Source organism: Streptomyces sp. NBC_00289 (genome assembly GCF_041435115.1).
In the GTDB taxonomy this organism is placed as follows: Bacteria; Actinomycetota; Actinomycetes; order Streptomycetales; family Streptomycetaceae; genus Streptomyces.
On record NZ_CP108046.1, the window covers coordinates 3,843,011 to 3,858,565 of the forward strand.

The following is a 15,555-nucleotide window of genomic DNA, read 5'->3' on the forward strand; positions in this document are numbered from 1 at the left end:
CGGGCACGGCCGCCTGGTGCCGCGCGTACCTCGTACGGCTCGCGCCCCGAGCGTCGCCCCGCGCGCGAGCGCAGGATGGAACCATGCCGAGCCCCTCCCGACTGCGCGCCGCGGCCGTGGCCGCCACCGCTCTCCTGCTGTCCTCCCTGCTGGCGGGCTGCGGCGACGACTCCGAGGACGAGGACGAGGATCTGACGGCCCAGAAGCTGAGCTGGAAGGACTGCCCGGCCCCGTCCGCGGCGGAGGGCGGCGGTGACGCGCCATCGCCGCTGCCGGACGGTGACGCGTGGCAGTGCGCGACTCTGCGGGCGCCTCTGGACTGGGGCAGCCCCAAGGGCGACACCATCGGTCTGGCGCTGGTCCGGGCGAAGGCGAGCGGGGCCGCCGACAGGCGCATCGGCTCGCTCGTGTTCAACTTCGGCGGACCCGGCGGCTCGGGCGTGACCACGCTGCCCGCCTTCGGTCAGGACTACGCGGCCCTGCGCACCCGCTACGACCTGGTGAGCTTCGATCCGCGCGGGGTCGGCCGCAGCGCGCCCGTGGAGTGCGAGGACGACCAGCAGCTCGACGCCTACTTCCAGCAGGACGCCACACCCGACGATGCCGCCGAACGCACCGAGTTCCTGGGCAACACCAAGGAGTTCAACGGAGCCTGTGAGAAGAACTCCGCGAAGATGCTGCCGCGCGTACGGACCACGGACGTGGCCCGCGACATGGACCTGATGCGCCAGGTCCTCGGCGACGCCAAGTTGTCCTACTTCGGCATCTCCTACGGCACGGAACTCGGCGGCGTGTACGCCCACCTGTTCCCCGGGCACGTCGGCCGCGCCGTGTTCGACGCGGTCGTCGACCCGACGCAGAACCCCGAACAGGGCTCGCTGGGGCAGGCCAGGGGGTTCCAGCTGGCGCTCGACAACTTCGCCGAGGACTGCACCTCGAAGGCCGAGGACTGCCCGGTCGGCGACAGCGCGCAGAACGTCAAGGACCGCATCGCCAAGCTGCTCAAGGACCTCGACAGCAAGCCGATCCCGGGCGTCTTCCCGCGCCTGCTGACCGAGTCCGCCGCCACCGGCGGCATCGCACAGGCCCTGTACTCCAAGGACTTCTGGGCGTACCTCACCGAGGGGCTCGAGCAGGCGTACGACGGCGACGGCAGAGTCCTGATGCTGCTGTCCGACTCGATGAACGGACGCAACGAGAACGGCGAGTACAGCAACATCACCGCCGCCAACGTCTCCATCAACTGCGCCGACGACAAGCCGCGCTACACCGCCGACTTCGTGGAAGGAAGGCTGCCCGAGTTCCGGGCGGCCTCCCCGCTGTTCGGCGACTTCCTGGCCTGGAGCCTGGTCAGCTGCACCGACTGGGCCGTGGCGGGTGCCGCCGACCATCCCGACGTGAGCGCGCCCGGGGCCGCGCCGATCCTCGTCGTGGGCAACACCGGCGATCCCGCGACGCCGTACGAGGGTGCGCGGAAGATGGTGGACGCGCTGGGCAAGGGCGTCGGCGTCGAGCTGACGTACAAGGGGCAGGGGCACGGGGCGTACGACAGCAAGAACAAGTGCGTGCAGGCCGCGGTGAACGGCTATCTCCTGGACGGGAAGGTGCCGGCGGCCGGCACCGTCTGCACCTGACACCCGGCAGGGGCCGGTGGGTCGGCCCGATGACCGGCGACGGCGGAGGCGGGCGGCGAGGGCGGAGGCGGCCCGCCGATCCATGAAAGTCACAGGTCAGAGCGTTATCCACAGGCTCCGACGGGCGTCGTGTGATCCGCCTACTATGGCCTGACCGCCATCCGCGGCACGATGCGGGCGGCCTGCGAGGGGGGAATGCGATGACGCGATTCGTACGGTGGACGGCCCTGACGGCCGCCGCCGCACTGCTGGCGGTGGGCTGTAGCGGCGGCTCGTCCGACGACGGCAAGAGCGGCGAGGAGACGGGCGGGAACGGCGCGTCGGCCGCCTCGCCGTCGAGCGGCACTTCCGCGGCGGCGCCCCTGCCCTCGTCGCTGACCTCGCAGAAGCTGGGCTGGGGACGCTGCGGGGCCACCGCGGACTCCCCCGCACCGGGCAGCGACTGGCAGTGCGCGACGCTCAAGGTACCGCTGGACTGGTCGAAGCCCGGCGGCGAGACCATCGGCATCGCCCTGATCCGCGGCAAGGCCCGGGGCGACGACCGCATCGGCTCGCTGCTGTTCAACTTCGGCGGCCCCGGCGCCTCGGGCGTGTCCACCCTGCCGGCGTACTCCGCGACGGTCTCGCGGCTGCGCGAGCGCTACGACCTGGTGAGCTGGGACCCGCGCGGGGTCGCGGCCAGCGAAGGGCTGCGCTGCCGTGGTGACAAGGCGATCCAGGCCGCCGAGGCGGTGGACGCCACACCGGACACCCCGGCCGAGGAGCGGGCGTACTTCCGGGACGCCACCGACTTCGGCAAGGGCTGCCAGAAGGCAGCCGGGAAGCTGCTGGGGCATGTCTCGACCACCGACACCGCCCGCGACATGGACCTGATGCGCCAGGTCCTCGGTGACCGGAAGATGCACTACTTCGGCATCTCGTACGGCACGGAGCTCGGCGGTGTGTACGCCCACCTGTTCCCGAAGAACGTGGGGCGGCTGATCCTCGACGCGGTCGTCGACCCGAGCGCCGACACGGTGGGCCACGCGGAGAACCAGGCCCGGGGTTTCCAGCGCGCGCTGAACGACTACCTCAAGTCGACCGGTCAGAACCCCGAGCAGGGTTCTCAGAAGATCGCGGGCCTGCTGAAGCGGCTCGACGCGAACCCGCTGTCCACGTCGTCCGGACGGAAGCTGACCCAGACGCTCGCGGTCACCGGTATCGTCCTGCCGCTCTACAGCAAGGCCAGCTGGCCGTCCCTGACCAGCGCCCTGGACTCGGCGGATGCCGGGGACGGTTCGGAGCTGCTGACACTCGCCGACGGATACAACGAGCGTGACGCCTCCGGCCACTACGGCACGACGACCCACTCGCAACGGGTCATATCGTGCCTGGACGACAAGCAGCGGCCGACGCTCGCCGAGACGAAGAAGCTGCTGCCGACGTTCGAGAAGATCTCACCGGTGTTCGGAGGCTTCCTGGGCTGGGACACGGCCGGCTGGTGCCACGACTGGCCGGTGGCCGGACAGCACGACACCCCGGAGGTGAAGGCGCCCGGTGCCGCACCGGTCCTGGTGGTCGGCAACACCGGCGACCCGGCGACGCCCTACGAGGGGGCCCGCAGGATGGCCGACGAGCTGGGCGACGATGTCGGCGTGGAACTCACCTGGAAGGGCGAGGGCCACGGGGCGTACGGCAGCGGGAGCGACTGCGTCGACTCCACGGTGAACGCGTATCTGCTGAACGGGACGGTGCCGAAGGACGGCAGGGTCTGCTCATGACGACGGCGGGGGCTCCGGGCACCGTCGGTGCGCGAAGCCCCCGCCGTCCAGGACGGGACGCCGGGTCAGTAGACCGGCTTCTCCGGCTCGATCTGGTTGACCCAGCCGATCACGCCGCCGCCGACGTGCACGGCGTCCGAGAAGCCCGCGGACTTCAGCACGGCGAGGACTTCCGCACTGCGGACACCCGTCTTGCAATGCAGGACGATCTTCTTGTCCTGCGGCAGGGTCTCCAGGGCGGTGCCCATGAGGAACTCGTTCTTCGGGATCAGCTTGGCGCCGGGGATCGAGACGATCTCGTACTCGTTGATCTCGCGGACGTCGATGATCTCGATGTTCTCGCCGTCGTCGATCCACTCCTTGAGCTGCTTGGGAGTGATCGTGGAGCCGGCGGCCGCCTCCTGGGCCTCCTCGGACACGACGCCGCAGAAGGCCTCGTAGTCGATGAGCTCGGTGACGGTCGGGTTCTCGCCGCAGACCGCGCAGTCGGGGTCCTTGCGGACCTTGACCTGGCGGTACTGCATCTCCAGGGCGTCGTAGATCATCAGGCGGCCGACGAGCGGCTCACCGATGCCCGCGAGGAGCTTGATCGCCTCGTTGACCTGAATGGAGCCGATGGACGCGCACAGCACACCCAGGACGCCGCCCTCGGCGCAGGAGGGGACCATGCCGGGCGGCGGGGGCTCCGGGTACAGGCACCGGTAGCAGGGCCCGTGCTCGGACCAGAAGACGGAGGCCTGGCCGTCGAAGCGGTAGATCGAGCCCCACACGTACGGCTTGTTCAGCAGCACGCAGGCGTCGTTCACCAGGTAGCGGGTCGCGAAGTTGTCCGTGCCGTCGACGATCAGGTCGTACTGGCTGAAGATGTCCATCACGTTCTCGGCCTCGAGCCGTTCCTCGTGAAGGACCACGTTCACGTACGGGTTGATGCCCAGGACGGAGTCGCGGGCGGACGCGGCCTTGGAGCGGCCGATGTCGGCCTGGCTGTGAATGATCTGCCGCTGCAGGTTCGACTCGTCGACCTCGTCGAACTCCACGATGCCGAGCGTGCCCACGCCCGCCGCGGCCAGGTACATCAGCGCCGGCGAGCCCAGGCCGCCGGCGCCCACACAGAGCACCTTGGCGTTCTTCAGCCGCTTCTGCCCGTCCATCCCCACGTCGGGGATGATCAGGTGGCGGGAGTACCTGCGGACCTCGTCTACGGTGAGCTCGGAAGCGGGCTCGACCAGGGGTGGCAGCGACACGGGGACTCCGTTGGTCGGTCAATCACTACAGTTGTTCTCCCCGTAACACTGCCATGGGCTTCTTCATTCCGAGACACCCGTTCCGATCCGCGAGACGATGTCGTCCCAGTAGCCGGGCATGGCCTCGAAGGGATCCGTGCGGCCGTCACGGTCGGTGCGGTCGGTGAACCAGATCGTGGAGGCGCCCTGCCAGCGCGCGATCCGCAGCGCTTCGTCCAGATGCCCCCGTGGCACGCCGTGGACGAAGTGGCAGAAACGCTCGGGCGGGTGGTCCGCGGTCCACTCGGCCACCTGCGACCAGCGGTAGTCGCCCCACGAGCCGGAGAAGGTGACCAACTGGTCGGCGCACTCGGCGAAGCCGGGATGCGGGTGGGTGCCGTGACCGAGCACGATGTGGGCGTGGTCGCGGAGCGCACGGAGCGTGGCGACCGTCCGTCGGACCACGGGAAGCGCGGTGCGCTCGGTGGGGCAGTGGTCCAGGAGGAAGCCGTCGACCTGGTACCAGTCGGCATAGCGGTGCGCGTCGGAGACGACCTCGCCGACGTCTCGGGTGCCGTACCGGATGTCGAGGTGGCCGAGAACGCGGACACCCGCGTTGCGCAGCCGGCCGGCCGCCTCCAGACAGTGCGGGTCGGGGCGGGTGCCGGGGCCGCCGCCCGAAACGTTCAGGACGACCCAGTTCAGAGGTGTGCCGGGGCGGCTGAGTTCACCCCATTCGGTGGGGGCGAGGAGGGGATGCGCATAGCCGGGGATGCCCAGGCGGGTGCGGACGTCGGTACTCGCGGTGCCCGCTCTGGTACTGCTCAGATGCGGCATGCCGCCTCCATCCAGATGTCCGCGAGGGACTCCTCGAGGTTGATCCGGGGCCGCCAGCCGAGCCGGTCGCGTGCGGTGCGGACATCGGCCTGCTGCCAGTTGCCGCAGCCGTCCGGGTACGGGTACGCGACCGGTGCGGCGTGGTCGGAGTCGGTGCGCGGGTGGCCGATGGACGCCCTGAGCGGACCGGGCGGGCCGTCGAGCTCGTGGAGGGCACCGCCGAAGCCGGCCACGCGGGCGAGGACGGCGGCGGCGTCGCGGAGGCGGACGGCACGGCCCGAACCGATGTTGATGACGCCCTGCGCTGCGGACAGCGAGGCGGCGTGGACGGCGCGGGCCACGTCGCGCACGTCGACGAAGTCGCGCTGGGCGCCGAGGCCGCCGAGCTTGAGTTCGCCGTCGCCGGACTGCATGGCACGGCGCATGGCCTCGGCGAGGCGGCCGAGGGGGGAACCGGCGGGGGTGCCGGGGCCCGCGGGGGAGAAGACGCGCAGGACCACGGCGTCCAGGCCGGAGCCCAGGACCAGTTCGGTGGCGGCGAGTTTGCTGACGCCGTACGGGCCGCCGGGGCGGGGTACGGCGTCCTCGGCCGTGGAGGAGCCGGGCTGGCTGGGACCGTACTCGGCACCACAGCCGATCTGCACCAGACGGGCACCGCAACCACTGCGGCGCAGGGCCTCGCAGACGGTGGCGACGGCGACGGTGTTGTGGCGGGTGAGTTCACGGGCGCCGCCACGGGTGGCGCCCGCGCAGTTCACGACGACACCGGGGTGGACCGCGTCGAGAAAGCGGGTGAGGGCGCCGGGACTGCCGGACGCGAGGTCGAAGCGGACATCGGCGTCGTCGCCGCGGCCGAGTGCGGTGAGCTGGACCGCGGGGTCGGCGAGGAGGCGGTCGGCGACGAAGCGGCCGAGGTAGCCGTTGGCTCCGATCAGCAGGACTCTCATCGGGCGGCTCCCGCGGCCGAGGCTTCGGGTCGGGAGGTGATCATCTGGGGTTCTCCTTCAGAGGGGGTGGTGGGTTGCCTCCGGCGGTTCGGCCGGGCGCCTGCGGCTGGTTCTGGCGGTGTGTGACGAGCGATCCGCGCCCGCTGCCGGCGGGCTTCGCCCGCGGACTCGTCGCGGGGTGGGCGTTCCCGGGGGCTGCTCGGGGCGTCCTCGCGGGGTGGGCGTTCCCGGGGGCTGCTCGGGGCGTCTGGAAAGTGCGGGAGATTTCGGAGGTCCGAGGGGTGTGGCGGGTCACCATGGCTGGTCCGTCGGTGCGTGGGCCGACGCTCGCGTCAGGGTGCGGGTCGCGTGCAGCAGCAGCGCCAGGGCCGCGGCTCCGCAGGTGAGTGTGGGGACGGCGCCCGCGCCCCAGGCGCCGACGACCGTCTCGACGGGGGTCGCCAGGAAGCCGCAGCCGGGGAGACGGGACGCGAAGACCGAGGCCGGAGCGGCGACCTGGGCGGCGGCCGTCGCGGTGAGCGCGACGGCGGGGGCGTGGGGGAAGCCGTGGATGGTCAGGAGGCGGGCCAGGAGCAGCAGGGCGCCCAGGGTGGTGGCGCGGGCGTAGGCGGCAGGTTCGTCCAGGACCGCACCGCACAGGGCGAGCAGTGCCCAAAGGGCGGAGAGGTAGAGGGCGAAGGTGCTCAGCAGGAGGGGACGCACCGAGGCGGTGAAGTCCTCCAGCCCTCGGCTGGACGTCAGCTTGCGGCGGGCCCGCGCCGTGAACAGGTGGGCGCTCCACGCGGCCGGCGCGCAGGAGAGGGCCAGCGCGAGGACGGGGGCGACGGCGACCGGCCAGGGGCCGTCGGGGGCTCCGGTGGGCAGTTCGTCAGGGCCTCCGGCGACGGCGGCGTCGAGCAGGCCGTCGCCGAGGAGGGCGTAGGCGATCAGGCAGCAGGTCCACATGCCGGTCGCGAGCACGCCGGGTGGTGTGCGGTCCTTGGCGCCGAGTGGGCCGCGGGCGAGGGCCGCGCGCAGTCCGAGCGTCACGGCGAGGACGCCGACGGCGGCCGCGACGAGGCGCAGTCGGCCGTGGGTGAGATGGACTCCCGCCACGGCGGCGGCGCCCAGCGCGCCGGGGAGCAGGGTGAGGAGCGCCCAGTAGGGGCGTGCCCGGGGAACGGTGACGGGGGCAGGGCGCGCGGGCGTTTCGCCGTCGCGGGACGTGCGGGCGTACAACTCCTCGGCGAGAGAGAACACATCCCGGTGGCGGAAGCGTGCCGCGGTCCGGTCGGTGACGCCGTGGGCCTCCAGGCCGGCCGCGATCTCCAAGGGGTCCACGGCCCGCTCGCACAGGTCGCGATGACGATGCATCAACGCCTTGACGGGGTCGACGGCGCTACGGCGGGCAGCGGCCTGCCTGCGCCCGGGACCGGCCTCACCGGGGCCGCTCGGCTCCCCCGGGCGGTCCAGCTCCTCCAGGCCGCTCATCGCGCTCCCTCCGAGGCGGGTACCGGACCGGCGTCCCGTGCGGGTCCGGTGGCCCGTACCGGTGGTCCCGGCGGCCAGCCGGAGCCGCCGCGGGCCGCGACCCGTACGCCGGGATCGGTCCAGTGGCCCGGCACGTGGGCCTCCGCGGGGGCGGCGAACGGAAGGGGTTCTCCGGTGTCGTCGAGGACGACCCGGCGGACCGGGCAGTGCGACACGATCTCCAGGTAAATGCCGTGGAAGGCCGCGGTGTTCTGCTCGACGGTGAACAGTTCGAGGGCTCGGGCGCGGGCGGCGGCACCGAGGCGCTCGCGGCGTTCGGGGTCGCGCAGCAGCGACACGCACGCCTCGGCGAGCGCCCGCGGGTTGCGCGGGGGCACGACGAGACCCGTGCCGCCGATGACCTCCACCACCGCGCCGACGTCGGTGGACACCGTGGCCCGGCCGCAGAACATGGCCTCGACCAAGCTGATCGGGAAGCCCTCGACGACGCTGGACAGGACGGTCACCGAACCCGAGGCGTACGCGTCGGCCGGGGTCGGGACCTCGGCGCTGCCGATCTCCACGAAGGAGACGGGGTTGTCGCCGACGGAGTGCAGGCCCTCCGCCTCGTCGGGGAAGAGCTGCGCGGCCAGGGCCCGGCAGTGGCCGAGGTAGGCGGCGCCCTCGGAACCGGTGGCGGCGCCGACGATCCGCAGGCGCGTCCTCGGCTCCTCCTTGCGGATGTCTGCGAAGGCGTGCAGCAGGGACACCAGGTCCTTGGCGGGTTCCACCCGGCCGGCCCAGACCAGCGTGTCGGGGTCCGCTGACTCGGCCGACTCGCCCACCTCCGCGAAGTGGGCGGCCTCCATGCCCGGGTAGACGGTGCGCAGTTTCGCCCGGTCGGCGCCGCAGCGTTCCTGCCAGCGGCGGGCGTGGGTGTTGCCATGGGTGACGAGCGTGGCCCGGCCGTAGATCTCGGCGGCGAGTCGGCCGTGGAAGGCGGCGAGCATGGCCCGTACCGCGGGCGAGGAGTCCGTGGCGGCCAGGTAGTGCGTCCGCAGCCGCACGCCGTACTCGGTCACGAGCAGGGGCACGTCGAAGAAGTGGTGCGCGAGCAGCCCGGGCAGGGCCGCGGGGCCGCCGGAAGCGGCGTGGCACAGGTCGACCGAGCCGAGGCCGTCGTCCGTGTACCAGTCGAGTGAGAGGGGGCGCAGGGCGCGTTCCACATGCGCGGCCACGGCGAGCAGTTCGGGTACGCGCGCCTCACGAGCCGTGCGCAGGGCGCCGGGCGCGCGGCAGGCGCGTTCCAGGGCGCGTACGGCGGTCTCCGAGCGGAGCGCCGCGACCAGGCCGCCTTCTTCGCGGGCGAGTTCGGCGAGCCCGTACAGCGCGCTGCCGAAACGGTCCGCCTCCGGGGCGGACTGCTCCGACGCCGCTTCGGCTCCGCCCGTGCACAGCACGTCCGCGAGCTCCCCGTAGCACTCCGCGAACCGCCGGCGTGCGCGGCGTCCGTACGTCACGCCGTCGTTCTCCGCCGTCCACAGCGGCGCCGTGCGCACCCGGCTGACCTGCGGCGGCAACGGAACCCAGCCCTCGTCCTCCTGCCGCTCGCTGCGGCTGAGCGCGTAGAGCTCGAACTCGTGCTGCTCGAGCCCGCGCACGAGCCGGTCGCACCAGAGCCTGGCGTCACCGCCCACATACGGATAGCCACCCTCCGTAACAAGTCCAATGCGCACAGTGCACCCCCGATCTCCCGTATGGGGAGCCGCCGTTGGCCCGACGGCTCGCAGCGGGACGAACGTATGCGGACAAGACGGTGGCGCGACGGACGGTTGTCCATCGCGCCACCAAAAGGGGTGAACGGTCGTAACTTTCCCGTGCGGGTGGCGTTCCGTCGCGCTAAGAGATCATCCGTACGCGCGACGTCCTGCCCGGGACGCGGGGAATCACGTCACGGTCAGCTCCCGACGGGCGGCCCTGCGCCGGGCCGCCACCTGCGGATCGAGCGCCGGTACGGCCGCCAGGAGTTGTTTGGTGTACGGGTCCTGGGGGTCGTCGTACACCTGGTCGGCAAGGCCTTGTTCCACGATGCGCCCGTGTCGCATCACCATCACCCGGTCACTGACCTGCCGTACGACCGCGAGGTCGTGCGCGACGAACACCAGCGCGAGCCCGAGTTCGCGCTGCAACTCGCCCAGCAGGGCGACGACCTGGGCCTGGGTGGTGACGTCGAGCGCGGAGACGGGTTCGTCGCAGACGATCACGCGCGGGTCGGCCGCGAGCGCCCGCGCGATGCCGACGCGCTGGCGCTGGCCACCGCTGAACTCGTGCGGATAGCGGTCGTAGTGCGCCCCTTCGAGCCCCACCCGCTCCAGCAGTTCCCTTACGCGCCCCCGGATACGCGCCTCCGCCAGTTCGCCGCGCGCCCGCAGCGGGTCGGCGATCGACTCGCCCACGCTGCGGCGCGGGTTGAGGGAGGAGACCGGGTCCTGGAAGACCATCTGGACGGCCGGATCCACCCCGGGCCGGGCGCGCCCCTCATGGCGGACCTCGCCCGCGGTCGGCTCCAGCAGGCCGACCAGCATGCGCCCCAGGGTCGTCTTGCCGCTGCCGCTCTCGCCCACGATCCCCAGGGTCTCGCCCCGACGGATGGTCAGCGACACGTCGTCCACGGCGGTGACCGCGCGCTTTCCGCGCCCGAACTCGCGACGCAGACCGGCGCCCTCCAGCACGACCTCCTGCGGCCCGGGCGGCTTCCCTGCGACGGCCCGCGGCGCCTCCACGCGGGGGACGGCACCGAGCAGTTCCCGCGTGTACGGCTGCTCGGGCGATCCCAGGACCGCGGAGACCGTCCCCCGTTCGACCGCCCGGCCGTGCCGCATCACCAGGACCTCGTCGACGCTCTCCGCGGCGACACCGACGTCGTGCGTGACGAGCAGCAGCCCCAGACCGGTCTCCTCGCGAAGCGTGTGCAGCAGGTCGAGGATCTGGGCCTGGACGGTCACGTCGAGCGCGGTCGTCGGCTCGTCGGCGATCAGCAGGTCGGGCTCGCCGGCCAGCGCCATTGCGATCAGCGCGCGCTGGCGCATCCCGCCGCTGAACTCGTGCGGGCGTGCGCGCGACCGCCGTGCCGCGTCCGGGATGCCCACCCGATCCAGCACGTCCACGGCACGCGCGCGTGCGGCCCGTCGCGAAGCGCGCGTGTGCACCCGGTACACCTCGGCGATCTGGTCACCGATCGCGTAGTACGGGTCGAGGGAGGACAGCGGATCCTGGAAGACCATCGCGGCCTTTCCGCCGCGCAGCCGCCGCAGTGCGTCGTCGGACGCCCGCTGTACGTCGGTACCGGCGACCTCGATCGAGCCGCCGACCCGGGCTCCGGTGCCCCGGTGCAGCCCCAGCAGGGCGGACGCGACCGTGGACTTGCCCGAACCCGACTCCCCGACCAGGGCCAGGGCGGCGCCCCGCTCCAGACGGAAGGAGAGGCCGTCCACGGCACGCAGGCCGCCGAACTCGACCGTCAGACCGTCGACGTCGACCAGGCTTTGGGACGGGGCCTTCTCCATCTGAGACCCGCTTCGCCTCCGGGGCACGCGGGCCGGTGCCGTGAGCCCGACCGTGCTGAGCGCCTCGGGCCCGTTCGCGCTCGATCCCGCGGCACCGGCGTGCCCCTTCGGCTCGCTCGCGGACTCGCTCATGTCAGCACCACCCGTCGGTCGGCCAGCGCGTACAGGACGTCCGCGACGGCGTTGGCAATGACCACGAAGAACCCGATGACCAGGACCATGCCGACGACGACGGGCAGGTCGACGACATTGACGGCATGGACGAGTTCCTGTCCGATGCCGGGCAGCCCGAAGAGCGTCTCGGTGAGCACCGCGCCGCCGACCGCGCTGCCGAAGTTGTTCGCGTTCAGCGCGATGACCGGTGCGAACGCCCCGCGCAGCGCGTGCCGCCCGACGATCGACCGCTCGCCGACGCCGTACGCCCGGAAGGTGCGGATGTGGTCCTCGGCCAGCGTCTCCAGCATCGACGCCCGGGTCAGCCGGGCGAACGCGGCGGCCTCGATGAGCGCGAGCGAGAGCCAGGGCAGCAGCAGGTTCCACGCCCACTGTTCGGGGTCGTCGGTGAGGGCGACGTACTGCGGGAAGGGCAGCAGTCGCAGCTGCCCGCAGACGACGATCATCAGAACCAGGCCGATCACGAATACCGGCGTGGCGACGCCCGCGAGCGTGATGCCGGTGAGCAGCCGCTCGGAGAGCCGGCCGCGCCGCCACGCGGAGAGCACACCGGTGCCGACGCCGAGGAGCAGCCACAGCACCATCGCGCCGAACACGAGCGACAGGCTGACCGGCAGCTTCGTCAGGATCAGCCGCGTGACCTGCTGGTCGCTCTGGTACGACAGGCCGAGGCAGGGCGCCGGGCAGTGTTCGACGGAGGTGCCGGTGGAGTAGTCCCGGCCGGCGACCAGGCCCTCCAGGAAGTGCCAGTAGCGCAGGTACAGCGGGTCGTTCAGGTGCAGTTGCTCGGTCACCTGCTGGACCTGGGCGGGCGAGCAGCGGGGGCCGCAGGTGATCTGGGCGACGTTGCCGGGGGTGACGTAGAAGACGACGTAGACGACCACCGAGATGGCGAGCAGGGTGACCAGTGTGCCGATGGCGCGGCGCAGGAGGAAGCCGCCGAAGCCGCTCACTCGGCACCTCCCTTGTCCGCCCTGGCCTCCTGTTTGCGGCCCGCGCCGACGCGCAGCCGGGAGGCCGCGCGCGGGTCGAGGGCCGTGCGGATGCCGTCGCCGAGGACGGTCAGCGCCAGGACGGTCAGGAAGAGCGCGCCCGCGGGCAGCAGGAGGTACTGCGGGGCCGCCTGGTACCAGACGTCTGCGGCGGTGAGCATCTGTCCCCACGAGGGCGTCGGCGGCTTCACCCCGACGCCGAGGAAGGACAGTGCCGCCTCGACGGTGATGTTCTGCGGGATGAGAAGCGCGGCGTAGGTGATGACGGGCGCGGCCAGACCGGGCAGCAGCTCACGGCGGGCGATGCGCCAGGCGCCCCAGCCGCTGAGCCGGGCGGCGGAGACGTAGTCGAGCCCCTTGAGGGTGAGCGTCTGGGCACGGACGATCTTCGCGATGTTGCCCCAGGCGATCAGGCCGATGACGAGGGCGACGAGCACGGGTCGCGGGAAGCTCGACGGCACGATCGCGAGCAGCGCCAACGACATGATCATCAGCGGCAGGGCCACGATGATGTCGGTGAACCTGCTCAACAGTTGATCAACCCATCGATTCCCGAGCGCGGCCGCGACACCCACGACCACACCGATGGTCACCTGGACGACGGTCGCCGCCAGCGCGACACCGAGGGACACCCGGGCGCCGTACACGAGCCGCGCGAACAGGTCGCGGCCGGTCTGCGGTTCGAGGCCGAGCCAGTGGTCGCCGCTGACGCCACCGAGCGAGCCGACGGGCACACCACCGCGGGCGGAGTCGACGAGGGACGGGTGGTACGTGGTCGGGTCCTGGCCCTCGATCGCGGTGAGCAGCGGCGCGGCGAGCGCGACCAGGACGAGGAGCGCGACGACGGCGGCCGCGACGAGCGCGGCGCGCTGCGAGCGCAGCCGCCGCCAGAACAGGACGGCCCCCGAGGCCCCCGGGACGACGATGTCCGTCCCGGGGGCTTGGGAGGCGACGATTGCCTCGCTCATGGCGCTACTTGACCGCGACCTGCGAGGGGTCCAGGACGCCGTCCCAGTCGCTGATCACGATGCTGCGGATGTTCTCGCCGTACAGGCGCTTGTAGACCGGGTGGAACAGCGGGACGGTCAGTGCCTGCTCGCCGATCTTCTTGTCCAGTGCGCCCCACCTCTTGGCGGCCTCGTCAAGATCGGTCAACTTGTTGATCGCGTCAATCTCGTCATTGACCGACTTGTCGTCCAGGAAGCCGGTGTTGAAGTTCGCGCCGTCCTTGACGATCTGCCGGCCGTCGAAGATCGGGGCGAGGAAGGGCCCGCCGGACGGCCAGTCGGCGCCCCAGTGGGCGAGGAAGAAGCCGGGTTCGGTCCTCGCGCTGTGGATCTTGTCGGAGTAGTCGTTCTCCTCCAGCCCCTGCAGCTTGACGGTGATGCCGGCCTTCTTCAGCGCGTCCTGGATCGCGGTCGCGATCTCCGGGCTGGTCTCGAAGTCCTTGCTGTTGGAATGGGTCAGGGTGATCGTGAGCCCGTTCGCGTGACCGGCCTCCTTCAGCAGTTCCCTGGCCTTCGCCGCGTTGCCGGAGGCGCCCGCCGGGAACAGGTCGTACGGCGTGTAGCCGAAGGACTTCTGGCTCGGCAGGAAGGTGGTCGCGGCCTCCGCCAGCGAGGACCCGCCGGCCGCGTTGACCACGGACGAGCGGTCGATGGCGTACGAGATCGCCTGCCGCACCCTGATGTCGTCGAACGGCTTCACCTTCGGGTTGAACGCGATGTAGTTCGTGTAGCCGAAGCGGCCGGTGCCCACGCGGGCGGCGAGCTCCTTGTCACCGGTCACCTTGGCGAGTTCGGCCGGGCCGAGGTTGGTGTCCGTGGTGACGGCGGTGGCGTCCGCGCCCTGCGAGGCGGACAGCCGCTGGTTGATCACGGACGAGTCGAGCCCGGACCTGACGTCGATCCTGTCCGGGTACGCCTTGCGCTCGGCGTCGGTCGAGGCGGACCAGTACGTGTTGCGCTCCAGGGTGAGCCGCTCGCCGTCGTTCTCGTTCTTGACGACCTTGTACGGCCCGGACGAGACCGGGTGCTCCTCGTACTTCGTGCCCGTGTCCTTGTCCTTGGGGACGGGCGCGAACTGCGTCTGTGTGGCCAGGTAGGGGAACTCGCCCTCGGGCTTGTCGAGATGGAAGACGATGGTCGACTCGTCCGGCGTCTCGATCGAGTCGAGGCCGCCCTTGTCCTTGTACGGGCCCTGGTAGTCGGCGCCGCCGATGAGCCAGTCCCTGAGGTAGGGCGCGCCGCCGGAGAGTTCGGCGGCGAAGGAGCGCTCGATGCCGTACTTGATGTCGGCCGAGGTGATCGCGCTGCCGTCCTCGTACTTGAGGCCCTTCTTCAGGGTGTACGTCCACACGGTCGCGTCCTTGTTCGGCCGCCCGGTGTCGGTGGCGAGGTCGGGGACGACCTTCGCGCCGGGAGCGCCGTTCTCGCGGTTGCGTGTGGTGAGGGTGCGGAAGACGAGGGACGGGATCTTGCCGCCGCCGGAGGTGTACAGCCGGGCCGGGTCGAAGTCCTGCTGCGGGTTGGAGTTCAGGACCGTGAGGGTGCCGCCCTTGTGGGGCGTGGAGTCGCCACCGGAACTCTTGGCATCGTTGTCCTCGGGGCCGCAGGCGGCGGCGCCCGCCGCCAGCACCAAACCCAGCAGGCCGGTTGCCACGCGGGCTCTGTTCACGGACGGTTGACGCATCGGAGACGACCTCTCGGAATGACATGTCTCGGATCGCGAGACAGATTGACGAGGAGTGAGACGAAGATGAGCAGACGTCTGCCTCGGCGTCGGGTCGTCGAAAATCCGTGACCCGAGGTCACGGAGACATGCGGAAAGTCGCGACGCGCACGCCGGGGGCGGACGTCAGCGACAGAGAATGTCGGCCACGCAGAGCGGGGTCACGCCGATGAGCGCCAACCGGATGGCGGCGCGGGCGGACACGTGACGGGACGACATGCGCAGCAATATGTATGACTTTTC

At 71.5% G+C, this 15,555-nt stretch carries 12 protein-coding genes; 2 read left to right on the forward strand and 10 right to left on the reverse strand.

Features of this window, described 5'->3' with window-relative positions; translation table 11 throughout:
* Window positions 1–83 precede the first annotated feature (83 nt).
* Together OG985_RS17400 and OG985_RS17405 are read left to right on the forward strand one after the other, a co-directional pair.
* Window positions 84–1,634, forward strand: a complete 1,551-nt coding sequence (locus OG985_RS17400) for an alpha/beta hydrolase (protein ID WP_371669256.1) — start codon at window positions 84–86, stop codon at window positions 1,632–1,634.
* 200 nt (window positions 1,635–1,834) lie between these two features.
* Complete coding sequence (locus OG985_RS17405; protein ID WP_371669257.1) at window positions 1,835–3,394, forward strand: alpha/beta fold hydrolase; 1,560 nt, start codon at window positions 1,835–1,837, stop codon at window positions 3,392–3,394.
* A 65-nt stretch (window positions 3,395–3,459) separates the two neighbouring features.
* Here OG985_RS17405 and moeZ read toward each other — a convergent pair whose 3' ends face one another.
* The 10 genes from moeZ to OG985_RS17455 all read right to left on the reverse strand — a co-directional run bounded on the left by moeZ (window position 3,460) and on the right by OG985_RS17455 (window position 15,531).
* Entirely contained in the window at window positions 3,460–4,638 is a 1,179-nt protein-coding gene (gene moeZ / locus OG985_RS17410) for an adenylyltransferase/sulfurtransferase MoeZ (RefSeq protein WP_371669258.1), read from the reverse strand.
* A gap of 63 nt (window positions 4,639–4,701) precedes the next feature.
* Window positions 4,702–5,454, reverse strand: coding sequence for a spherulation-specific family 4 protein (locus OG985_RS17415; protein ID WP_371669259.1), 753 nt, complete (start codon window positions 5,452–5,454; stop codon window positions 4,702–4,704).
* Complete coding sequence (locus OG985_RS17420; protein ID WP_371669260.1) at window positions 5,442–6,401, reverse strand: NAD-dependent epimerase/dehydratase family protein; 960 nt, start codon at window positions 6,399–6,401, stop codon at window positions 5,442–5,444. The genes OG985_RS17415 and OG985_RS17420 overlap by 13 nt, the downstream gene beginning before the upstream one ends.
* Window positions 6,402–6,692: 291 nt before the next feature.
* Complete coding sequence (locus OG985_RS17425) at window positions 6,693–7,871, reverse strand: hypothetical protein (protein ID WP_371669261.1); 1,179 nt, start codon at window positions 7,869–7,871, stop codon at window positions 6,693–6,695.
* Complete coding sequence (locus tag OG985_RS17430) at window positions 7,868–9,586, reverse strand: DUF3492 domain-containing protein (protein ID WP_371669262.1); 1,719 nt, start codon at window positions 9,584–9,586, stop codon at window positions 7,868–7,870. The genes OG985_RS17425 and OG985_RS17430 overlap by 4 nt, the downstream gene beginning before the upstream one ends.
* A 210-nt stretch (window positions 9,587–9,796) precedes the next feature.
* Window positions 9,797–11,416 (reverse strand): dipeptide ABC transporter ATP-binding protein, encoded by a 1,620-nt coding sequence (locus tag OG985_RS17435; protein WP_371674402.1) that lies wholly within the window; start codon window positions 11,414–11,416, stop codon window positions 9,797–9,799.
* 128 nt (window positions 11,417–11,544) lie between these two features.
* Complete coding sequence (locus OG985_RS17440; RefSeq protein ID WP_371669263.1) at window positions 11,545–12,543, reverse strand: ABC transporter permease; 999 nt, start codon at window positions 12,541–12,543, stop codon at window positions 11,545–11,547.
* On the reverse strand, window positions 12,540–13,550 hold the full coding sequence (locus OG985_RS17445; RefSeq protein ID WP_371669264.1) for an ABC transporter permease: 1,011 nt from the start codon (window positions 13,548–13,550) through the stop codon (window positions 12,540–12,542). The genes OG985_RS17440 and OG985_RS17445 overlap by 4 nt, the downstream gene beginning before the upstream one ends.
* A gap of 4 nt (window positions 13,551–13,554) precedes the next feature.
* Window positions 13,555–15,273, reverse strand: coding sequence for an ABC transporter substrate-binding protein (locus OG985_RS17450; RefSeq protein WP_371669265.1), 1,719 nt, complete (start codon window positions 15,271–15,273; stop codon window positions 13,555–13,557).
* A gap of 165 nt (window positions 15,274–15,438) precedes the next feature.
* Window positions 15,439–15,531, reverse strand: a complete 93-nt coding sequence (locus OG985_RS17455) for an Ms4533A family Cys-rich leader peptide (protein ID WP_371669266.1) — start codon at window positions 15,529–15,531, stop codon at window positions 15,439–15,441.
* Between the last annotated feature and the right edge of the window lie 24 nt (window positions 15,532–15,555).